The sequence below is a fragment of the Streptomyces sp. NPDC085927 genome, assembly GCF_044540975.1.
Classification (GTDB): Bacteria; Actinomycetota; Actinomycetes; order Streptomycetales; family Streptomycetaceae; genus Streptomyces; species Streptomyces hirsutus.
This window is the reverse complement of record NZ_JBITSN010000015.1, coordinates 98268-118799: the sequence shown is the minus strand read 5'-3', so window position 1 is coordinate 118799 and position 20532 is coordinate 98268. Positions and strand designations below refer to the sequence as shown.

Sequence of the window (20532 nt, the reverse complement as noted above, 5' to 3'; positions counted from 1 at the left end):
GGAGGGTCGTGACGACGATGACGCAAGCGCCCGTCCGTGAGTTCAAGATGCCCGACGTGGGCGAGGGGCTGACCGAGGCCGAGATCCTCAAGTGGTACGTCCAACCCGGTGACACGGTCACCGACGGCCAGGTGGTGTGCGAGGTCGAGACGGCGAAGGCGGCCGTGGAGCTTCCCATCCCCTACGACGGGGTGGTCCGCGCGCTGCACTTCCCCGAGGGCACCACGGTGGACGTGGGCACGTCCATCATCGCGGTGGACGTCTCGGGTGGTGCGGCCCCGGAGCCGGAGGCCCCCGCGGCCGCCGCTGCCGTACCCGCCGCTGCCGCACCCGCCGCTGCCGTACCCGCCGCTGCCGTACCCGCCGCTGCCGCACCCGTCGAGCAGCTGGCGGAAGCCGAGCCGACGGCGGTGGGCTCGGGCCGCCAGCCCGTGCTGGTCGGCTACGGAGTGGCGACGTCCGCCACCCGCCGCCGCCCGCGCAAGACCGCCCCGGACGGCTTCGTCCAGCAGACGGTGGCAGGGGACCGGGCGGAGCTGAACGGCCACGCCCCGGCCGCCCAGGCGCCCCCCGCCGGTCCGGTGGCCGGCGCGCAGCGCCCGCTGGCCAAGCCGCCGGTGCGCAAGCTGGCGAAGGACCTCGGCGTCGACCTGGCCACGGTCACCGCGACCGGCCCGGACGGCATCGTCACGCGCGAGGACGTCCACGCGGCCGTGGCGGCAGCGCCGAAGGCACCGGAGGAGCCGGCGGCCGTCCCCGCGCCGGTGACCGCTCCCGCCCCGGCGGCCGCTCCCGCGCCGGTGTCGTACGACACCGCCCGCGAGACCCGCATCCCGGTCAAGGGGGTGCGCAAGGCGACGGCGGCGGCGATGGTCGGTTCGGCGTTCACCGCGCCGCACGTCACCGAGTTCGTGACGGTCGACGTGACGCGCACGATGAAGCTGGTGGAGGAGCTGAAGCAGGACAAGGAGTTCACGGGTCTGCGGGTGAACCCCCTTCTGCTGATCGCGAAGGCCCTGCTGGTCGCGATCAGGCGCAACCCCGGCATCAACGCGTCCTGGGACGAGGCGGCCCAGGAGATCGTGGTCAAGCACTACGTCAACCTGGGCATCGCCGCGGCCACCCCGCGCGGTCTGATCGTCCCGAACATCAAGGACGCCCACGCCAAGACGCTGCCGCAACTGGCCGAGTCCCTGGGCGAACTGGTGTCCACGGCGAGGGACGGCAAGACCTCCCCGTCCGCGATGCAGTCCGGCACGGTCACCATCACCAACGTCGGCGTCTTCGGCGTCGACACGGGCACGCCGATCCTCAACCCCGGCGAGTCGGCGATCCTGGCGGTCGGCGCGATCAAGCTCCAGCCGTGGGTCCACAAGGGCAAGGTGAAGCCCCGTCAGGTCACCACCCTGGCCCTGAGCTTCGACCACCGCCTGGTCGACGGCGAACTGGGCTCCAAGGTGCTGGCCGACGTGGCGGCCGTCCTGGAACAGCCGAAGCGCCTGATCACCTGGGCGTGACCGACACACGTCGGCGGCCCCCACCAAGCGGGTGGGGGCCGCCGACGTGTACGGACGCCCGTCACAGAGCGGTGCTGCCCACCATGGGGATCTTGATGGCAACAGTGCCGCCGTCGATCTCACAGGTGGCCCGGTGGTCGCCGACCCGTAAGCGGCGGAGGCCGGTCCCGCCGAGCTTGCTGCTGGACGGTGGTTCCGGATCGGTGGCCGGCGCGTTGATCGCCTTGACCAGCGGTTTGACGGCGTCGCCGTCCCGTGTCCGGAGTCTCTTGAGCCCTTCGAAGGCCGTCCGTTTCCAGATGATCGTGTAGCTCACGAGGCTTCCGTCCCTCTGACGAGGGTGGTGATCTCGGCCTGGGTGACCGTGAGGTCGCCCACGGCCCGTGAGTGGAGGGACACGGAGGTGTCCCACGAGCATGGCCTACGCGCCTGATGCGGACCTGCCGCTCCTGCTCGGCAAGATCGCAGAATCGGGGTCGCCATCACACTCGGGATGACCGGTGTGCACTACCGCGAGCCCGCCGATCTCCACAAGGCGCTGGGCTTCGTGTTCGGCTGCCCCACGAGCCCGGAGAACCCGGAACGGTTGATCGGCTGGGCGTGAGACCCGACGAACCACTAGGTTCATCACAGGAGGGGCGCCGCAACTTCGGATTGCGACGCCCCTCCCGCTGTACCGGCCTCTCAGACCTGATGGAGCACGTACACCGGAGCCCCGCCCTTGGTCCCGCCCCGCGAGCGGATGCAGGCGTGCTTGTGCAGCAGCCGGAGGCACTCGTTGACGCGGTGCGCGGAAAGCCCCGTACGGGCGGCGATCACCTCCAACGGTTCGCGCAGCTCACCCGATGCGACGAGTACCGGGGCGATGACCACGGCCACCGTCCACACGTCCTCCGTCACGGACAACCGCTGCCGCCAGTCGGCCAGGACCGACTCGGTGGTGGGTGGCGCGGTGAGGGCGGCCTCGGGCGGCCGGCGTTCGAGGACGAGGGTGTCGAACCGGTCCGCGATGCGTTCCATGGCCCGGACCATGGCCTGCTGCACGGCGAGGGTGGCCTGTTGTACGGCGAGGGTGCCCTGCTGCGCGGCCAGCATCTGCCTCTGCAGGGCCAGCATCTCCGTGTGCAACGCGATCGAATCGCGCTGCCCGTTGGCCAGTTCCTCATCCACTCGAAGGTTGTGCGCTTCCAACCGGACGATGGCCTCGGCGACCTGTTCCGGCATGGCGTAGGCGAGGGGAGCACCTGGTTCGGGTGACTGCACCTCGGCTTCGTCGAGAGAGTAGGAACCCTCGCGCTGCACGGTCTCGACGACTTCGGCGACCCACTGCTTGAAGGGCGCGCAGGCCGGCTTCGTGCAGGCGTTGACGAGCAGGATCAGACCTTGGAGATCGATGAGTTGCAAGTCTCGTCGCCAGCTCCTACCTGCGGGAATGCTGAGACAGTGACTTCCAGTCACTGTCTCGAGATTGTCTCGATGCTCCTCCGGGACATGGTCGAGGAGCGCCTTTCGGGGCGTGGTGTAGCCCAATCGCTTGCAGACATCCACCGCCGGGAACCAGTGGCTTCCGTCCGGCATCGTCAGCCTTCGCACCCGGGCGCCGGTCGCCGCGTACACGAAGTCGCTGACGTCGATCGCCTCATGCCGCTCGGCATGCTTCGGTTGTTTGCCGGGTTCGTTCATGCGAACCACCTCCGCTGCGGAACGTAGAGCGGGGCGGAGTGAATATGCCAGCCAGTTCGAGGATGTTCACGACTGCGGGTGAAGAAGATCGAAACCGCTGTACTGGCTGGTGGGAGTGTGGAGGGCGGACGGCGGCGTTGAGGCATGGGAAAGGGGCCCGCCTGGGACTGCGGGCCCCTTTCGTGTTCCAAGGCGTCAGATCTGGCTGAAGCCGTAGTTCAGGAGCTTCTTGGCGTCCGTCTCGCGCTGGGCGGACGAGGTCGAGGTCAGAACCGTGCCGACGACGGTCTTGCCGTTCTTCGTCGCGGCGAAGACCAGGCAGTACTTGGCGGCCGGGCCCGAACCGGTCTTCACGCCGGTCGTGCCGCTGTAGCTGCTGAGCAGACCGTTGGTGTTGGTCCACGGCGCCATCGTGCGGGTGCTGCCCGTCTTCGTGACGGTCTTCGCCGTGTACTTCTTCGTCTTGACGATCGCGCGGAAGTTGGCGCTCTTCATCGCGCTGCTCGTGATCTTCGTCAGATCACGCGGCGTGGAGTAGTTCTTGCCCTTGCCGATGCCGTCGAACGAGTCGAAGTTGGTGTTCTTCAGACCCAGCTTCTTCGCGTCGGCGTTCATCTTGCCGATGAAGGACTTCACGCGGGCGGCCCGCGTCGAGCCCGTACCGAACTTGTCGGCCAGCGCGTACGCCGCGTCGCAGCCGGACGGCAGCATCAGCCCGTACAGCAGCTGACGCACGGTGACCTTGTCGCCGACGATCAGCCGCGCGGACGACGCGTTGTTCGCCACGATGTAGTCGCTGTAGGCCATCTGGATCGTGACCTTGGCGTCCAGGTTCAGGTTCTTCTGCGCGAGCACGACCTTCGCGGTCATGATCTTCGTCGTGGAACCGGTCGAACGGCGGGTGTCCGCGGCCTTGGTGTAGAGGGACTTGCCGTTCGCGTTGTTCATCACGAAGCCGCCCTTGGCGGCGATCGTGGGCTTGGCGGCGGCCTGCGCGGGCGCGGCGTAGAGGGCGCCGGAGGCCAGCACGGCGCCGGTGGTGACGGCGACGCCGACGGCTCTGCGGACCCGGATGCCCTGAATAGCGATATTCAAGTGAGGTACCCCGATTGTGTTGAATGCCCCATTGCTGTGGCCGAGTTGAGGCGCGGCCGAGAGCGGCCGCACGAGTCTGACGCTCGGATGGCGCGGATGGTTGTGCGCCGGAGCGGAGGGATTTCCGATCCGTACGGCGGGAGGGCTCGGCGGTGCGGCAGACGGATGCGGCAGGGCGGTTCGACGGGATGGTCCGGTGGCGCGGTTCGGCGGCGCGGCTCGACGGGACGAACCGGTGGCGCGGTTCGGCGGCGCGGCGGAGGGATGCGCCGGGACGGGGCGGGGCCGGGTGACGTGGTCGGTCCGGATGGTGGACGGATGCATCCACGCGTACGTGTTGTATCTATCCTGTCGCCATGAGTCCGGCTCCCGTGAAGCAACCCCCCGCCGCCGAGCGCGTCTACGTCCACGTCAAGCAGGGTGTCCTCGAGCGCCGTTACGAGGGCGGCACGCTGCTGACCGAGGGGGAGCTGGCCGACGCCGCCGGGGTCTCGCGCACACCGGTGCGCGAGGCGCTGCTGCGACTGGAGGCCGAGGGCCTGATCCGGCTCTACCCGAAGAAGGGCGCCCTCGTCCTGCCCGTCTCCGCGCAGGAGATCGCCGACGTCGTCGAGACCCGGCTGCTCGTCGAGGAGCACGCGGTGCGCAAGGCCGTCCCCGCGCCCCCCGGGCTCATCGAGCGCCTGGAGGAACTGCTCGCCCGGCAGAGGGAACAGGCCGCCGCGGGCGACTTCGCCGCCGCGTCCGTCACCGACCGCTGTTTCCACGCGGAGATCGTCCGCAGCGGCGGCAACGAGATCCTCTCCCGCCTCTACGACCAGCTCCGCGACCGCCAGCTGCGGATGGGAGTCGCCGTCATGCACTCGCATCCCGACCGCATCGCGAAGACCCTCTCCGAGCACCAGGAGATCCTCGAGGCGCTGCGCTCGGGGGACCCGGAGGCGGCCGCCGGGGTCGTCAACCGGCACGTCGGCTGGTTCTCCCACCTGGCCCGGGGGGAAGTGCGATGACCGGTGCGAGCGCGATGCGCGGCGGGAGTGCCCTGCCCGGGGATCCTCCGGGCGGGCGGCGGGCCCTGATGGTGTGGGGGATCGGGGTCTCGGTCTACTTCGTCGCCGTCATCTTCCGTACGTCCCTGGGGGTGGCCGGCCTCGACGCCGCCGACCGCTTCGGTGTCAACGCCTCCGCCCTGTCCACCTTCTCCATCCTCCAGCTGCTGGTCTACGCGGGCATGCAGATACCCGTCGGCCTGCTCGTCGACCGGCTCGGCACCAAGAAGGTGCTGGGCATCGGCGTCGTGCTGTTCACGGTCGGGCAGCTCGGCTTCGCCCTCTCCCCGTCGTACGGCATGGCGCTCGCCTCCCGCGCCCTGCTCGGCTGCGGGGACGCCATGACCTTCATCAGCGTGCTGCGGCTGGGCAGCCGGTGGTTCCCGGCCCGGCGCGGGCCGCTGGTCGGACAGCTCGCCGGCCTGGCCGGCATGGCGGGCAACCTCGTCTCCACCCTGGTCCTGGCCCGGCTGCTGCACGGCATCGGCTGGACGGCGGCCTTCGCGGGCAGCGCGCTCGCCGGCGTCGTGGTGTTCGTCCTGCTCCTGCTGTTCCTGAAGGACCATCCCGAGGGCCACGAGCCGGACCCCGTCCCGCACCAGGGCGCCGCCTACGTACGCCGGCAGATCGCCGCCTCCTGGCGCGAACCGGGGACCCGGCTCGGCATGTGGGTGCACTTCACCACGCAGTTCCCGGCGATGGTGTTCCTGCTGCTGTGGGGCATGCCGTTCCTCGTCGAGGCGCAGGGGCTGTCCCGGGCCACCGCCGGTGAGCTGCTCACCCTCGTGGTGCTGTCCAACATGGTCTTCGGGCTCGTCTACGGCCAGCTGATCGCCCGCCGGCACGGCGCGCGGCTGCCGCTGGTCCTCGGGACCGTGGGGGTGACGGCCCTGCTGTGGGCGGTCACGCTGGTCTACCCGGGCGAGACGGCGCCGATGTGGCTGCTGGTGGTGCTGTGCACGGTGCTGGGTGCCTGCGGCCCGGCCTCGATGATCGGCTTCGACTTCTCCCGCCCGGTGAACCCGCCGGAGCGGCAGGGCACGGCGTCCGGCATCACCAACATGGGCGGCTTCATCGCGTCCATGACCACCCTGTTCGCCGTCGGCGTGCTGCTGGACGCCACCGGCGGGGACTACGGCGTCGCCTTCGCCGCCGTCTTCGTCCTCCAGGCCCTCGGGCTCACCCAGATCCTGCGGCTGCGCGGGCAGGCGGCGCGCAGGGAGCGGGAACGGCTGGTCGCCAGCCGGGTGGAGAGCGTGCACGTGCCGGTGTAGGGGCGTGGGCGGGCGCCGGGGCCCGGGTGCCGTCCAGGGCCGCCCGGCGCCCCGCTCCCGTCGGCCGGTCCTACCGGGTCACCGCGAAGTGCCGCAGGATCGCCGCCGCCAGGTCCGGGTCGCCCTCCGTCTTCACCCGGTCCGACACCGCGTCCGGCGTCACCCGGCCGCACGCCAGGCGGACGTACGTCTCCCAGTCGAGGCCGAGCGTGACGGCCGGGCCGAGCGCCGGGGCGGTCTCCAGCGTGCCGCGGCCCTGGATGTCGACGCGGATGGTGCGCAGGAACTCCACGGGCCCGTGGACGTCGATCACCACGGCCGAGCTGCGCGGTGCCCCCGCCTTCTCGGCGACCACCCGCGGCAGCTCCGCGAGCAGCACGTCGCGGGCGACGTGCGCGCCGGGGGAGTCGAGGTTGCCGGGGCGGCCGAGGGCCGCGCGCAGGTCCTGCTCGTGCACCCACACGTCGAACGCGTGCCGGCGCATGGACTCCTCCAGCGTGAGCTCCGAGCCGAGCGGGCCGCGCACCGTCCTGCCCGGCTCACGCGACTCGTTCCGCAGCTGGCGGTTGCGGCGGATGATCGTGTACTCCAGCTCGGAGGTCATCTCCGGCGCCGTGTGGTGGCGCCGCACGTCGACCTGTATCTCCATGTAGCGCTGCTGGTCGTTGGTGACGTGGAACAGGTCGCGTGGCAGGGTGTGGATCGGGCGCGGGTCGCCCAGCATCTCGCAGTCCAGACCGATGACGTGGGAGACCACATCGCGGACCGACCACCCCGGGCACGGCGTCCGCCGGTTCCAGTCGGCCTCCACGAGCGGCTGCACCAGCTCGGATATCGCCTCGACGGAGTGGTCCCAGGCGTCGGCGTAGGGCTGGAGGGTGGGATGCAGACTCACGGAACGGGACCCCTCGGCGGTCGGTACACGGGCAGGTTGTGGCGGCGGTGCCAGTGGGCGGTGGCTGCGCTCGGCGGGCGTCTCGGGACTCCCCCCGGTTCTCGACTACGCTCGAACCGGGAGGGCCCCCAAGTTACGCTGCTGTGAGGCACCCCGGCAGTGCTTTCGTGTGACGATCGTAGGCCGTGCCGACGAGTCGAATGCCAGGACGGTGGTATTGTGCGCGCTTCGTTGCTCCAAGTCGCCGTGAACGAGGGCGAATCGGTCGAATCCCGTCGGCGCAGGGTCGCCGCTCTGGTACGGGAACAGGCCGGGGCCGACCTCGTCGTCCTGCCGGAGCTGTGGACGACCGGCGCGTTCGCCTACGAGGACTTCGCGCGCGAGGCGGAACCTCTCCACGGGCCGACCCTCGAGGCGATGGCCGCGGCCGCGCGCGACGCGGGGGTGTGGCTGCACGCGGGTTCCGTCCCGGAGCGGGCCGCCGACGAGGGCGGTTCCGCCACGGGTGACGGGCCGCTCTACAACACCTCGCTCGTCCTCTCCCCCGCCGGAGACCTGGCCGCCGTCTACCGCAAGATCCACCGCTTCGGCTTCGACCAGGGCGAGGCCGTCCTGATGAGCGCGGGCGACGCGCTGGTGACGGTGCCGCTGCCGCACACCACGCTCGGTGTCGCGACCTGCTACGACCTCCGCTTCCCCGAACTCTTCCGCGGTCTTGTCGACGCCGGTGCCGAGACGCTCGTCGTCCCGGCGGGCTGGCCGGACCGCCGCCGCTCCCACTGGACGCTCCTGGCGCAGGCGCGGGCCGTGGAGAACCAGGCGTACGTCCTCGCGTGCGGAACGGCCGGGACCCACGCCGGGGTTCCGCAGGCCGGTCACTCGATCGTGGTCGACCCGTGGGGAGAGGTCCTGGCGGAGGCCGGCCGGGGGGAACAGGTCCTCACGGTGGACTTCGACCCGGCGAAGGTGGCGAAGACCCGCGAGCAGTTCCCGGCCCTCAAGGACCGCGTCCTCGGCCTGGGCCGCCCGCACCGCTGAGCCTCCGCCCCGAGGAACGGACCCGGGGCGGGCACCGGAGCGGGGGCCCTGGAGCAGGCTCTAGCCCTCCCGCTCCTTCTCCGCCAGGTGGATCACGCACACCGCCACCGCGATCAGCAGCGCCGGGTCCGCGTCGTCCCGTACGACGTCGACGCCGTACGTCTCCCGGACGTGCCGCCAGCGCCGTGAGATCACGGCGAGCAGCTCGCCGTCGTACTCCACGGCGAACTCACGGTCGAGGATCTTGCCGCTGACGTCCAGTTCGGTGCCGTCGGCCAGAGTGACCCGGTAGTGGTTGCGCAGCAGGGACAGCCGCTTGCGCCGGATCGCCGCCAGCGCCTCGCCGTCCCGCTCGATCACCATCGTGTCGCGCAGGGCGAACATCTTCTTGCGGATGTCGATGAGCACACGGCCCCGGACGTCCTTCAGTTCGAAGGTGTCCCGCAGCCGCATGGCCTTGCCGTCGACGAGGAAGACCTTGTTGCCCTGGTCGTCCTCGATCCAGTAGTCGTCACCGATTCCGAGGATCCGGTCGCGTACGAGGAATCTCATGCCATCACGGGTGCCCCGCCGCCCGCCTCCCGACGCCGTCACTAGGCCGATTGTCGGCATACGGCGTCCCCGGCACCTGCGGTGTACATGGCACCTGCGGTGTACCCGGCCCATGCGGTCGGTGTCCCCGCACGCCCGCGGTGCAGGAGCACCGGTGACGTTCGGTCAGACCCCGTACCCGTCGCTGTAGCCGTCGCGGCTGCGCGGGCGGGTGTCGTCGATGACGGGCGTGGCCGGCGGAACGACGACGCGCCTGCGCCGGGCGATGCTGCTGAAGGTCGCCACGCCGATCAACCCGACGATCATGAAGATGACGCCGACCAGGTTCAGGTTGACCCCCTGCATGTCCCAGTCGGTCGCGAAGGTGAGGATCGCCCCTACGGCGATCAGGATGATGCACCCTCCGAGTCCCATGAGTGCCGCCTCCCTATCCGGTTCTTCCGGTTCTTCCCCGGTCCTTCCGGTTGCCTCCAGGTACCCGGACAGCCATCACTCATGCGTCGGGGGTGAGTTGACCTCCCGTCGGGAGACGCGGATCTCCGACGGGAGGCCGGCCGGCCCCCGGCGTGCCCGGCCGGTGACGGGGCGGGCGCCCTATCCCTCCAGGAACGCCGTCAGCGCGTTCGCCAGGAGGAACGGGTCCTTCGCGCCGCACAGTTCGCGCGCGCTGTGCATCGACAGGATGGCCACGCCGATGTCGACGGTCCTGATGCCGTGCCGGGCCGCGGTGATCGGGCCGATCGTGGTGCCGCACGGCATGGAGTTGTTGGAGACGAACGACTGGAAGGGCACGCCCGCCTTCTCGCAGGCCGCCGCGAACACGGACCGGCCCGAACCGTCCGTCGCGTAACGGTTGTTGACGTTGACCTTGAGGATCGGGCCGCCGTCGACGCGTGGGTGGTGCGTCGGGTCGTGCCGCTCCGCGTAGTTGGGGTGGACGGCGTGTCCGGTGTCCGAGGAGAGGCAGACGGTGCCGGCGAAGGCGCGCGCCCGGTCCTCGTACGAGCCGCCGCGGGCGAACACCGAGCGCTCCAGCACCCCGCCGAGCAGCGGCCCGTCCGCACCGGTGTCGGACTGGGAGCCGTTCTCCTCGTGGTCGAAGGCGGCCAGGACGGGGATGTAGGGCAGCCCGGCCCCGTTCGCGGCGACCGCCGTCAGCGCGGCCGTACCGGCGTGCACGGACAGCAGGTTGTCCATGCGGGGGCCGGCCAGCAGCTCCTCGTCGCGGCCCAGGTATGCCGGCGGCTCCACGGAGTGCACCATCAGGTCCCAGCCGGTGACCTCGCCGGACGGGACCCCGGCGGTGTCCTCCAGGAAGGCGATGAGGTCGCCGTCACGCACGTCCTCACCCAGGCCCCAGACCGGCTGCATGTGGCGCTGCTTGTCGAGCTTGAGGCCGTCGGCGTTCACCGAGCGGTCCAGGTGGATGGCGAGCTGCGGGACGCGCAGCAGCGGCCGGTCGACGTTCACCAGCCGGGTCGAGCCGTCCCGCAGGGACAGCCGGCCGGCCAGACCGAGGTCGCGGTCGAGCCAGGAGTTGAGCAGCGGCCCGCCGTAGATCTCCACGGCCACCTGGCGCCAGCCCTGCGTCCCGCTGTCGGGCCGCGGCTTCACCCGCAGGTTGGGGGAGTCGGTGTGGGCGCCGACGATCCGGAACGGCGTGTGGGGCGCGGTGCCCTCGGGGACGTACCAGGCGATGATCGCGCCGCCGCGCAGTACGTACTTGCCGCCGCTGCCCGCGGCGGGAGCCGCTGATGTCCCGGCGTCCCAGGCGTCCGTCTCCATGACCTGGCGGAAGCCCGCCTTCTCCAGCCGCTCGGCGGCGTTCGCCACCGCGTGGTACGGCGTGGGGGAGGCGGCGAGGAACGTCATGAGGTCGTCGGTGTGGCCGCGGTCGAAGGTGAGGGGGGCGCGCTCAGCGCTCCGTGGAGGGGCGGCGGCGGGAGACGGGCGGACGGGTTCGCTCATGGGTTCACCTTAACGAGGACGAGGGCCCGCTTCCCTGTGCGGAAGCGGGCCCTCGTACGGGTTCGGACGGACTCGGAGAGGAGCGGACGGGATCGGGCGATCCCGTCCGCTCGCGCGCGATCTGCGCCGGGAGGCCTAGAAGGCCGCCTCGTCCAGCTCCATCAGGTCCAGCTCGACGCCCTCGGCGACCTTGCGGGCCAGGGTGACCCCGGGCAGGACGTTGGCCGCGAAGAACTTCGCCGCGGCGATCTTGCCGGTGTAGAAGGGGACGTCCTTGGCGGAGGCCGTCTGGAGCTTCTCGGCGGCGACCGCGGCACCCCGCAGGAGCAGGTGGCCGACGATCACGTCACCGGAGGCCATCAGCAGGCGGGTGGTGTTCAGGCCCACCTTGTAGATGTTCTTGACGTCCTGCTCGGTGGCCGCGAGGTCGGTGAGCATCAGACCGACGATGGCCTCCAGCTCGACGGCGGCCTTGGCCAGGTGCTCGCGGGCGCCCGCCAGCTCCTCGCCGCCGGTGCCGAGGGCGAGGAACTGCTTGATGTCCTCGGCGACCGAGTTCAGGGCCGCGCCCTGGTTGCGGACGATCTTCCGGAAGAAGTAGTCCTGCCCCTGGATCGCGGTGGTGCCCTCGTACAGGGTGTCGATCTTGGAGTCGCGGATGTACTGCTCGATCGGGTATTCCTGCAGGAAGCCGGAGCCGCCGAACGTCTGCAGCGACTGGGCGAGCTGCTCGTAGCCCTTCTCGGAGCCGTAGCCCTTGACGATGGGCAGGAGCAGGTCGTTGAGCGCGTGATCGGCCGTGGTGTCCTCGCCCGCGGCCGTCTTGACCGCGATCGTGTCCTGCACCGAGGCGGTGTGCAGGACGAGCGCGCGCATGCCTTCCGCGTACGCCTTCTGCGTCATCAGCGAGCGGCGCACGTCGGGGTGGTGGGTGATGGTGACCTTGGGCGCGGACTTGTCCATGAAGTTCGCGAGGTCCGGCCCCTGGACGCGCTCCTTGGCGTACTCCAGCGCGTTGAGGTAGCCGGTGGAGAGGGTGGAGATCGCCTTCGTGCCGACCATCATGCGGGCGAACTCGATGATGCGGAACATCTGGCGGATGCCGTCGTGCTTGTCGCCGATCAGCCAGCCCTTGGCGGGGTGCCGGTCGCCGAAGGTCATCTCGCAGGTGTTGGAGGCCTTCAGACCCATCTTGTGCTCGACGTTCGTGGCGTAGACGCCGTTGCGCTCGCCCAGCTCGCCGCTCTCGGCGTCGAAGAGGTACTTCGGGACGAGGAAGAGGGACAGGCCCTTGGTGCCGGGTCCGGCGCCCTCGGGACGCGCGAGCACGTAGTGGAGGATGTTCTCCGACATGTCGTGCTCACCCGAGGTGATGAACCGCTTCACGCCCTCGATGTGCCAGGAGCCGTCCTCCTGCTGCACGGCCTTGGTGCGGCCGGCGCCCACGTCCGAGCCGGCGTCCGGCTCGGTGAGGACCATGGTGGAGCCCCACTGCCGGTCGACGGCGATCTGCGCCGTCTTCTTCTGCTCGTCGTTGCCCTCGTCGTACAGGATCCCGGCGAAGGCGGGGCCGGAGGAGTACATCCACACGGCCGGGTTGGCGCCCAGGATCAGCTCGGCGTACGCCCAGATCAGCGACGGGGGAGTCGTCGTGCCGCCGATGGCCTCGGGCAGGCCCAGACGCCAGTACTCGGAGTCCATGAAGGCCTGGTAGCTCTTCTTGAAGGACGCGGGAACCGGTGCGGTGTTGGTCTCCGGGTCGAAGACCGGCGGGTTGCGGTCGGCGTCGGTGAAGGACTCGGCCAGCTCGTTCTCCGAGAGGCGGGTCAGCTCCTCGAGGACGCTCTTCGCGGTGTCGACGTCCATCTCTTCGAACGGCCCGGTGCCGTACAGCTTGTCGCGCCCGAGGACCTCGAACAGGTTGAACTCGATGTCGCGGAGGTTGGACTTGTAGTGCCCCATGGTGACGGCTCCCGGTCCGTAGAGAGATCGGCGAGGCACTTGATTCCTCGCACAGGTTTGCATTCCAACAAGTGGCTACGATGATGCTACCCGCCAGTAATAAGAAGCAAGCCCGATCCGGCCATCTGTGACGAGATCCGCCCCCCGAGGGCTTTCCGGGGCGTCCGGCCGCGGATCACCGGAAAGGACGCCCCGTCCGTCGGGCCTTACCGGCCCGTACCCGCCCGCCCCTCCGGTGCCCTCGGTACGCTTGCGCGCATGTACGGCTACGACCAGAACGTAGGGGCACAGCAGGGGTATGTCCCGCCGCAGCAGCAGATGCCGGGCGGCTACGGACAGCAACAGCAACAGCAGCAGCCGCCGCTGTACCCGGAGCCGTCCGCACCGTCGCTCGCGGACGCGGTGCGCGCCTTCACCACGGGTCAGGTGACCGCCGAGGACTTCCAGCAGGTCTTCGCGACGTCCAAGGTGTACTGCCCGCGCGGCGACAACCCGGGGTTCCTCGCCCTGCACAACACCCAGCAGCCGGTGATCCCGATGTTCACCTCGCTGAAGGAGCTGCGGCGGTACGCGGGCAAGGAGTCCAAGTACTTCGTGATCACCGGCGCCGAGGTGATCGACCTGCTGCCGACCGGCTACGGCTTCGTGCTGGACATGGAGGGCGAGCACCGGATGGTGTTCGACGCGAAGGCCGTGGAGCAGATGGTCGAGTTCGCGATGCGGCGCATGTATGGCTAGGGCCCGCCCCGGACGCCCCGGACGCCCCGGCCGCCCCGGCCGCGGGCACGTCCGGTGCCGTCGCCGGCGTCACCGCCGTCGCGTGACGGGCGGGTGAGCTCCGCCCGCCCCGGAACCTGCCGAGCCCGGAGGGAATGCCCTCCGGGCTTTCTCCGTTGCTGCTGGCGGAAAGTTCAATGCTCAACTAAAATGGCCGTACAAGAGGAGGTACCGACATGCCTGCAGTGACTGTCGAGAACCCGCTGACGCTCCCCCGGGTGACCGCTTCGGCCGACGCCGTGGCACGCCCCGTGCTCACCGTCACGACCGCGCCGAGCGGTTTCGAGGGCGAGGGCTTTCCGGTGCGCCGGGCGTTCGCCGGGATCAACTACCGTCATCTCGACCCGTTCATCATGATGGACCAGATGGGCGAGGTGGAGTACGCGCCCGGCGAGCCCAAGGGAACGCCCTGGCACCCGCACCGCGGATTCGAGACCGTCACCTACATCATCGACGGGATCTTCGACCACCAGGACTCCAACGGCGGTGGCGGCACCATCACCAACGGCGACACCCAGTGGATGACGGCCGGGTCCGGGCTGCTGCACATCGAGGCGCCGCCGGAGCAGCTCGTCATGTCGGGTGGCCTCTTCCACGGCCTCCAGCTGTGGGTGAACCTGCCGGCCAAGGACAAGATGATGGCGCCGCGCTACCAGGACATCCGCAGCGGCAGCGTCCAGCTGCTCACCTCCCCCGACGGCGGCGCGCTGCTGCGCGTCATCGCCGGTGAGCTGGACGGCCACGAGGGTCCCGGCATCACGCACACGCCGATCACGATGGTCCACGCGACGCTGGCTCCGGGTGCCGAGATCACCCTGCCCTGGCGCGAGGACTTCAACGGGCTGGCCTACGTGATGGCCGGCCGCGGCGCGGTCGGCACCGACCGCCGTCCGGTCCACGTGGGGCAGACGGCCGTCTTCGGCGCCGGTGGCTCGCTGACCGTCCGCGCGGACGAGAAGCAGGACTCGAACACGCCGGACCTGGAGGTCGTCCTGCTCGGCGGACAGCCGATCCGGGAACCGATGGCGCACTACGGGCCGTTCGTCATGAACACCCGTGAGGAGCTCCAGCAGGCCTTCGACGACTTCCAGAAGGGCCGTCTGGGCTCCGTCCCGGCCGTGCACGGCATGTCGGCCTCGGGCCCTCAGGAGTCCTGACCCGGGAACCCCGAGGGTCCTGGGGCCCTGCCCCGGGAGCTCGGGTCCTGACCGGCCGAGCGTGTGGTGGCCCCGTCCGATTCCGGGCGGGGCCACCCGCCGTTCCCGGTGCGGTGACCGGGGACAGGCGGCCGGCGGCTGGACAGGGTGTGCCGGGCGTGATCGGCTGAGACGATGCAGGACTCCTCGTCATCTCCGTTGCTGCCCGAAGCCGTTCGGCGTTTCGCCGCCTGGTGTGTCGTCATCCTGCTCACCTGCGGGGTCGGTTACGTCGGGGTGCTGCTGTGCGTGCAGTTCCGGACGGCCGTGATTCCCATACTGCTCGCCCTGCTCGGGACGGCCCTGCTGCGGCCGCTGCACCGGTGGATGGTGCGGGCCGGCGTGCAGCGGTCCCTTTCGGCGGGGCTGACCTGTGTCGCCGTCGTCGCGGTGGTCGGCGGTGCGGTGTACATCGTCGTGTCCGCGCTGATCGACTCCGGGGACCAGATCATCGCCTCGCTCAGGGTCGCGGCGCGCGATCTCGGCAAGCACTTCGGGGCCGACGTCTCCCTGGACGCCATGGCGGGGAACGCGCGCGATCTGCTGTCCAAGTTCGGTGGTACGGCCGCGTCGGGCGTCATCAGCGGGGTCGGCGTGGTGGGCCAGGCGCTCGCCATGGCGGTGCTCGCGCTGCTGCTCGTCTTCTTCTTCCTGCGCGACTCCGACCGGGCCGCCGGCGCCCTGCGCGGGCTCGTGCCGGGCGACTCCGGGGACGTGGTGCTGGCCATGGCCCGGCGGGCCTTCGGGGGGGTCGAGGGCTTCATGCGGGGGACCACCCTCATCGCCCTCATCGACGCCGTCTGCATCACCATCGGGCTGCTGGTCCTCGGGGTGCCGGGCGCCGTCGGGCTGGGCGCGCTGGTCTTCGTCGGGGCGTACATCCCCTACCTCGGGGCGTTCATCTCCGGGGCGGTGGCCGTCCTGGTGGCGCTGGCCGACCGGGGGTTCCTCATCGCACTGTGGGTGCTCGGCGTGGTCCTCGCGGTGCAGGTGCTGGAGGGGCACGTGCTCCAGCCGATGATCCAGAGCCGTACCGTGCAGATGCATCCGGCGGTCATCCTGATCGCCATCACCGCCGGTGCCTCGGTCGCCGGGATCGTCGGCATGCTGATGGCGGTGCCGGTGACGGCGGCGGTCCTCGGAACCCTGGACGAACTGCGCCAGCGCCACACCGGGCCGGCGGAACCGCCCTCGACGTCGTCCCCGGAGCCCGAACCCTCGTGAGGGCCTTCACGGGGTGGTGCGGCTCTCGCGGGGCTTGCGGCCCACGGGGGGCTTGCGGCCCACGGGGGGCTTGCGGCCCTCGTGGGTGGTGCGGCCCTCGGGAGGCTTCGAGACAGCGACCCCGTCGGCCCGGTCCGGCGGGATCTCCGACTCGTCCAGTTCGAACCAGATGCTCTTGCCCTTGCCGCGCGGGGCGACGCCCCAGGTGTGGGCCAGGAGTTCGATCAGGAGCAGGCCGCGGCCGGAGGACGCCAGCTCGCCCGGTGCGCGCAGGTGCGGAAGGTCGTCGCCCGAGTCGGTGACCTCGATGCGCATCCGGCGGCCCTGAGGCCCGTCGGTGATCTCGGCTTCGAGCAGGGCGGCGGCGTCGGTGTGCACGAGGACGTTGGTGAGCACCTCCGACAGGAGCAGGACCGCCGAGTCGACCTGGTCCGGCGAGCACCAGTCGTGCAGCAGCTCGCGCAGTTGCTGCCGGGCCTCCGCGACCCGTTCCGGCTCGGCCTGCTCCACCGTCAGCATGATGCGGCGCAGTGACGCCCGTACCCCGTCCAGGCCCGTGCCGGCGCCGCGGCCCTCGGTCCGGCGGGAGAGCAGCAGCAGGGCGATGTCGTCCTCGCGGCGGTCGATCAGAGGGCCGGTGGTGTGGTGCGAGGAGGGGCCGTGGACCGCCTGGACCAGGGCGTCGGCCAGTTCCTCCAGGCTGCCCTCGTGGCGTTCGAGGATGCTGCGCAGCCGCTGCCAGCCGGTGTCCAGGTCATGGCCGCCGGTCTCGATCAGACCGTCCGTGCAGACCAGCAGGGTCTCACCGGGTTGCAGGGCCATACGGGTGGTGGGGTAGTCGGCGTCCGGGTCGATGCCCAGCGGAAGCCCGCCGGCCGTCTGCCGGGTCAGCACGGTCGTGTCGGGCATCCGGACCGCCGGTTCGGGGTGTCCCGCGCGGGCGACGTCCAGCACTCCGCCGACGGGGTCGACCTCCACGTACAGGCAGGTCGCGAAGCGCGGATCGACGGGGTCCACCTCGTTGATCCCGTACAGGAAGCGGGAGGCGCGGGAGAGTACGGCGTCGGGCCGGTGCCCTTCGGAGGCGTACGCCCGCAGGGCTATCCGCAGCTGACCCATGAGTCCGGCGGCCCGTACGTCGTGGCCCTGCACATCCCCGACGACCAGGGCGAACCGTCCGTTCGGCAGGGGGATCACGTCGTACCAGTCGCCGCCCACCTGGAGGCCGCCGCCGGTGGGGATGTACCGGGCGGCGAGGCTCATGCCGGGGATGCGCTGAGGGCCGAGCCTCGGCAGCATCGAGCGCTGCAGGCCGTCGGTGAGGGCCCGCTCGCTCTCGGCGGTGCCCGCGCGGGTCAGCGCCTGGGCCAGCATCCGCGCCACGGTGGTCAGCACCGACCGCTCGTCGGGGGTGAAGGCGACCGGGTAGGCGAAGGCCGCCATCCAGGTGCCCATCGTGCGGCCGGACACGGTCAGCGGCAGGAACGCCCAGGAGCTGCGGCCGAAGCGTTCGGCGAGCGGCCAGGTGAGGGGATAGCGGGCCTGGTACTGCTGCGGGGTGGACAGATAGATCGCGCGGCCCGTCCGTATCACCTCGGCGGCCGGGTAAGCCGTGTCCAGTGGCATGGAGAACGAGTCTTCGGTGTCGGACTCCTGCCCGTGGTGGCCGATGATGGTGAGCCGGTCGCCCGCCACGCCGAACACCGCGAGTCCGTCCGGTGAGAAGCCCGGCATCGAGAGGTTCGCCGTGACCCGCAGCACTTCCTGTGTCGACCGGGCCTCGGCCAGCGCCCTGCCCGCGTCCAGCAGGAACGCCTCCCGGGACCGGCGCCAGTCGCCGGTGACCGTCCTGCGGCCGGCGGGGGTGCCGGGCGTCGGATCGGTGACCTCCTGAAGGGTTCCGATGAGCAGGTACGCCTTGCGCAGGGGGTCGAAGGTCGGCTTGGAGCGGCTGCGCACCACCCGTACGACCCGTCCCCGGTCGTCCATGATCCGGATGCGCACCTCGGCGAGCGTGCCTTCGGCGACGGCGAGCTGGACCACCCCGGTGATCTCGTTCCAGTCGACCGGGTGCAGTCGGGCCCGGACCTGGGCCTCCGTGAGGGTGGCCTGCTCGGCGGGCAGCCCCAGGAGCCGTGCCGCCACCTCGTCGACCGTGACCAGCCCGGCTGCCGTGTCCCAGTGCCATCGGCCGGTGTCGACGAGGGCGAGGACGTCCCCCATGGAGGGCAGGGGCTCACCTGTACGCATTGCCCCACTTTATGGAGATTCGGAAGGAAAATGCTACCGGCGGTCCCGGCGGCACCGGCGGACAATCCTGGGGCGGCGATCTTGGACCGGCCGGTAGGCTTGGGGGAGTTTCACGTGAAACAAAGACCCCGATCCGCGAAGGCTGGATGAACGACGATGCATCGGTACAGGTCCCACACCTGCGGCGAGCTCCGCGCCTCTGACGTCGGCACCGACGTCCGGTTGAGCGGCTGGCTGCACAATCGGCGCGACCTGGGCGGCATCCTCTTCATCGATCTGCGCGATCACTACGGCATCACGCAGCTCGTGGCCCGTCCCGGCACGCCCGCCTACGAGGCCCTGGACCGGCTCTCCAAGGAGACCGTCGTCCGGATCGACGGCAAGGTCGTCTCCCGCGGTGCGGAGAACGTCAACGCCGAGCTGCCGACCGGTGAGGTCGAGGTCGAGGTCGGCGAGGTCGAGGTGCTGGGCGCGGCGGCCCCGCTCCCCTTCACGATCAACGCCGAGGACGGGGTCAACGAGGAGCGGCGCCTGGAGTACCGCTTCCTGGACCTGCGCCGCGAGCGCATGCACCGCAACATCCTGCTGCGGACGTCGGTGATCTCGGCCATCCGCCACAAGATGACGGCGCTGGGCTTCAACGAGATGGCGACGCCGATCCTCAGCGCGACCTCCCCCGAGGGCGCCCGCGACTTCGTCGTCCCGTCGCGCCTCAACGCGGGCAAGTTCTACGCGCTGCCGCAGGCTCCGCAGCAGTTCAAGCAGCTGCTGATGGTCTCCGGCTTCGACCGCTACTTCCAGATCGCGCCCTGCTTCCGCGACGAGGACGCCCGCGCGGACCGCTCGCCGGGCGAGTTCTACCAGCTCGACGTGGAGATGAGCTTCGTCGAGCAGGAGGACGTCTTCCAGCCCATCGAGAAGCTCATGACCGAGCTCTTCGAGGAGTTCGGCAACGGCCGTCACGTCACCTCGCCGTTCCCGCGGATCCCGTTCCGCGAGGCGATGCTGAAGTACGGCTCCGACAAGCCGGACCTGCGCGCCAAGCTGGAGCTCGTCGACATCACCGACGTCTTCGAGGGCTCGGAGTTCAAGGCGTTCGCCGGCAAGCACGTGCGCGCGCTGCCGGTGCCGGACGTCTCCGGTCAGCCGCGCAAGTTCTTCGACCAGCTCGGTGACTACGCGGTCTCGCAGGGCGCCAAGGGCCTGGCGTGGGTGCGGGTGGCCGAGGACGGCTCGCTGACCGGCCCGATCGCGAAGTTCCTGACCGAGGCGAACGTCGCGGAGCTGACCAAGCGGCTGTCCCTCGCCCCCGGCCACGCGGTGTTCTTCGGTGCGGGCGAGTTCGACGAGGTCTCCAAGATCATGGGCGCCGTCCGGGTCGAGGCCGCGAAGCGGGCCGGCCAGTTCGAGGAGAACGTCTTCCGCTTCTGCTGGATCGTCGACTTCCCGATGTACGAGAAGGACGAGGAGACGGGACGGATCGACTTCTCGCACAACCCCTTCTCGATGCCGCAGGGCGGCCTGGAGGCCCTGGAGACCCAGGACCCGCTGGACATCCTGGGCTGGCAGTACGACATCGTGTGCAACGGCGTCGAGCTGTCCTCGGGCGCGATCCGGAACCACGAGCCGGACATCATGATCAAGGCCTTCGAGATCGCGGGCTACGACCGTGAGACGGTCGAGGACAAGTTCGCCGGCATGCTGCGCGCCTTCCGCTTCGGCGCCCCGCCGCACGGCGGCATCGCGCCCGGCGTCGACCGCATCGTCATGCTCCTCGCCGACGAGCCCAACATCCGCGAGACCATCGCGTTCCCGCTCAACGGCAACGCCCAGGACCTGATGATGGGTGCCCCCACGGAGCTGGACGAGGCCCGCCTGAAGGAACTGCACCTCTCGGTGCGCAAGCCGCAGGCGAAGTAGAACCACAGCGGCAGGGGGGCGGGGGGGCGGGGGGGGGGCCCCGGGGGGGGGGGGCCCGCGCGGGGGGGGGGGGGGGTGGCCACAAGCGGGGGGGGTGGTCCCGGGGTGGGTTGACAGGGTGTTAGTTGAGGT

At 70.5% G+C, this 20532-nt stretch carries 17 protein-coding genes; 8 read left to right on the top strand and 9 right to left on the bottom strand.

Features of this window, described 5'->3' with window-relative positions; all coding sequences use genetic code 11:
- Nucleotides 1–8 precede the first annotated feature (8 nt).
- Nucleotides 9–1517 carry a dihydrolipoamide acetyltransferase family protein gene (locus ACIF80_RS30285; protein ID WP_399810414.1) on the top strand — a complete coding sequence of 503 codons (1509 nt, stop codon included), beginning with the start codon at nt 9–11 and terminating at the stop codon, nt 1515–1517.
- A 61-nt stretch (nt 1518–1578) separates the two neighbouring features.
- Here the strand turns inward: ACIF80_RS30285 and ACIF80_RS30280 are convergent, their stop codons facing one another.
- The 3 genes from ACIF80_RS30280 to ACIF80_RS30270 form a co-directional block, all read right to left on the bottom strand.
- Nucleotides 1579–1833: a type II toxin-antitoxin system RelE/ParE family toxin gene (locus ACIF80_RS30280; protein WP_399810412.1), complete on the bottom strand. Its 255-nt coding sequence runs from the start codon at nt 1831–1833 to the stop codon at nt 1579–1581.
- Nucleotides 1834–2201: 368 nt separating this feature from the next.
- A complete protein-coding gene (locus tag ACIF80_RS30275) occupies nt 2202–3200 on the bottom strand; it encodes a Bro-N domain-containing protein (RefSeq protein WP_399810410.1) in 999 nt (332 codons plus the stop codon).
- Nucleotides 3201–3395: 195 nt separating this feature from the next.
- Nucleotides 3396–4295: a D-alanyl-D-alanine carboxypeptidase family protein gene (locus ACIF80_RS30270; protein ID WP_399810408.1), complete on the bottom strand. Its 900-nt coding sequence runs from the start codon at nt 4293–4295 to the stop codon at nt 3396–3398.
- A 356-nt stretch (nt 4296–4651) separates the two neighbouring features.
- Between ACIF80_RS30270 and ACIF80_RS30265 the strand changes: the two genes are divergently transcribed.
- Together ACIF80_RS30265 and ACIF80_RS30260 are read left to right on the top strand one after the other, a co-directional pair.
- Entirely contained in the window at nt 4652–5305 is a 654-nt protein-coding gene (locus tag ACIF80_RS30265; RefSeq protein WP_399810406.1) for a GntR family transcriptional regulator, read from the top strand.
- Complete coding sequence (locus ACIF80_RS30260) at nt 5302–6618, top strand: nitrate/nitrite transporter (RefSeq protein ID WP_399810405.1); 1317 nt, start codon at nt 5302–5304, stop codon at nt 6616–6618. The genes ACIF80_RS30265 and ACIF80_RS30260 overlap by 4 nt, the downstream gene beginning before the upstream one ends.
- Nucleotides 6619–6688: 70 nt before the next feature.
- On the opposite strand, the gene ACIF80_RS30255 is transcribed toward ACIF80_RS30260, so the two are convergent.
- Nucleotides 6689–7513, bottom strand: a complete 825-nt coding sequence (locus tag ACIF80_RS30255; RefSeq protein ID WP_399810403.1) for a maleylpyruvate isomerase family mycothiol-dependent enzyme — start codon at nt 7511–7513, stop codon at nt 6689–6691.
- A 219-nt stretch (nt 7514–7732) separates the two neighbouring features.
- Between ACIF80_RS30255 and ACIF80_RS30250 the strand changes: the two genes are divergently transcribed.
- A complete protein-coding gene (locus ACIF80_RS30250) occupies nt 7733–8551 on the top strand; it encodes a carbon-nitrogen family hydrolase (protein WP_399810401.1) in 819 nt (272 codons plus the stop codon).
- Nucleotides 8552–8611: 60 nt separating this feature from the next.
- On the opposite strand, the gene ACIF80_RS30245 is transcribed toward ACIF80_RS30250, so the two are convergent.
- From ACIF80_RS30245 to ACIF80_RS30230, 4 genes are all read right to left on the bottom strand, one after another.
- Nucleotides 8612–9103 carry an LURP-one-related/scramblase family protein gene (locus tag ACIF80_RS30245; protein WP_399810399.1) on the bottom strand — a complete coding sequence of 164 codons (492 nt, stop codon included), beginning with the start codon at nt 9101–9103 and terminating at the stop codon, nt 8612–8614.
- A 165-nt stretch (nt 9104–9268) separates the two neighbouring features.
- Nucleotides 9269–9517, bottom strand: coding sequence for a DUF6458 family protein (locus ACIF80_RS30240; RefSeq protein WP_386393832.1), 249 nt, complete (start codon nt 9515–9517; stop codon nt 9269–9271).
- 180 nt (nt 9518–9697) lie between these two features.
- Nucleotides 9698–11071, bottom strand: coding sequence for a M18 family aminopeptidase (locus ACIF80_RS30235; RefSeq protein ID WP_399810397.1), 1374 nt, complete (start codon nt 11069–11071; stop codon nt 9698–9700).
- Nucleotides 11072–11206: 135 nt separating this feature from the next.
- Nucleotides 11207–13033, bottom strand: coding sequence for an acyl-CoA dehydrogenase (locus ACIF80_RS30230; RefSeq protein ID WP_399810540.1), 1827 nt, complete (start codon nt 13031–13033; stop codon nt 11207–11209).
- Nucleotides 13034–13291: 258 nt separating this feature from the next.
- On the opposite strand from ACIF80_RS30230, the gene ACIF80_RS30225 reads away from it, so the two are divergent.
- From ACIF80_RS30225 to ACIF80_RS30215, 3 genes are all read left to right on the top strand, one after another.
- On the top strand, nt 13292–13771 hold the full coding sequence (locus ACIF80_RS30225) for an SseB family protein (RefSeq protein ID WP_388097988.1): 480 nt from the start codon (nt 13292–13294) through the stop codon (nt 13769–13771).
- Nucleotides 13772–13986: 215 nt separating this feature from the next.
- Nucleotides 13987–14967 carry a pirin family protein gene (locus tag ACIF80_RS30220; protein WP_399810394.1) on the top strand — a complete coding sequence of 327 codons (981 nt, stop codon included), beginning with the start codon at nt 13987–13989 and terminating at the stop codon, nt 14965–14967.
- Between the two features lie 174 nt (nt 14968–15141).
- Nucleotides 15142–16230, top strand: a complete 1089-nt coding sequence (locus ACIF80_RS30215; protein WP_399810392.1) for an AI-2E family transporter — start codon at nt 15142–15144, stop codon at nt 16228–16230.
- A 6-nt stretch (nt 16231–16236) separates the two neighbouring features.
- Here the strand turns inward: ACIF80_RS30215 and ACIF80_RS30210 are convergent, their stop codons facing one another.
- On the bottom strand, nt 16237–18480 hold the full coding sequence (locus tag ACIF80_RS30210; RefSeq protein ID WP_399810390.1) for a SpoIIE family protein phosphatase: 2244 nt from the start codon (nt 18478–18480) through the stop codon (nt 16237–16239).
- A 156-nt stretch (nt 18481–18636) separates the two neighbouring features.
- On the opposite strand from ACIF80_RS30210, the gene aspS reads away from it, so the two are divergent.
- Nucleotides 18637–20400: an aspartate--tRNA ligase gene (aspS, locus tag ACIF80_RS30205; RefSeq protein ID WP_399810389.1), complete on the top strand. Its 1764-nt coding sequence runs from the start codon at nt 18637–18639 to the stop codon at nt 20398–20400.
- Nucleotides 20401–20532 lie beyond the last annotated feature (132 nt).

What these genes read in the sequence shown, in the direction of transcription:
- ACIF80_RS30235 (WP_399810397.1), bottom strand. Translation starts at nt 11,071, where the DNA reads ATGAGCGAACCCGTCCGCCCGTCTCCCGCCGCCGCCCCTCCACGGAGC.
- ACIF80_RS30230 (WP_399810540.1), bottom strand. Translation starts at nt 13,033, where the DNA reads ATGGGGCACTACAAGTCCAACCTCCGCGACATCGAGTTCAACCTGTTC.
- ACIF80_RS30275 (WP_399810410.1), bottom strand. Translation starts at nt 3,200, where the DNA reads ATGAACGAACCCGGCAAACAACCGAAGCATGCCGAGCGGCATGAGGCG.
- ACIF80_RS30265 (WP_399810406.1), top strand. Translation starts at nt 4,652, where the DNA reads ATGAGTCCGGCTCCCGTGAAGCAACCCCCCGCCGCCGAGCGCGTCTAC.
- ACIF80_RS30245 (WP_399810399.1), bottom strand. Translation starts at nt 9,103, where the DNA reads ATGAGATTCCTCGTACGCGACCGGATCCTCGGAATCGGTGACGACTAC.
- ACIF80_RS30220 (WP_399810394.1), top strand. Translation starts at nt 13,987, where the DNA reads ATGCCTGCAGTGACTGTCGAGAACCCGCTGACGCTCCCCCGGGTGACC.
- ACIF80_RS30225 (WP_388097988.1), top strand. Translation starts at nt 13,292, where the DNA reads ATGTACGGCTACGACCAGAACGTAGGGGCACAGCAGGGGTATGTCCCG.
- ACIF80_RS30260 (WP_399810405.1), top strand. Translation starts at nt 5,302, where the DNA reads ATGACCGGTGCGAGCGCGATGCGCGGCGGGAGTGCCCTGCCCGGGGAT.
- ACIF80_RS30215 (WP_399810392.1), top strand. Translation starts at nt 15,142, where the DNA reads ATGCAGGACTCCTCGTCATCTCCGTTGCTGCCCGAAGCCGTTCGGCGT.
- aspS (WP_399810389.1), top strand. Translation starts at nt 18,637, where the DNA reads ATGCATCGGTACAGGTCCCACACCTGCGGCGAGCTCCGCGCCTCTGAC.
- ACIF80_RS30240 (WP_386393832.1), bottom strand. Translation starts at nt 9,517, where the DNA reads ATGGGACTCGGAGGGTGCATCATCCTGATCGCCGTAGGGGCGATCCTC.
- ACIF80_RS30210 (WP_399810390.1), bottom strand. Translation starts at nt 18,480, where the DNA reads ATGCGTACAGGTGAGCCCCTGCCCTCCATGGGGGACGTCCTCGCCCTC.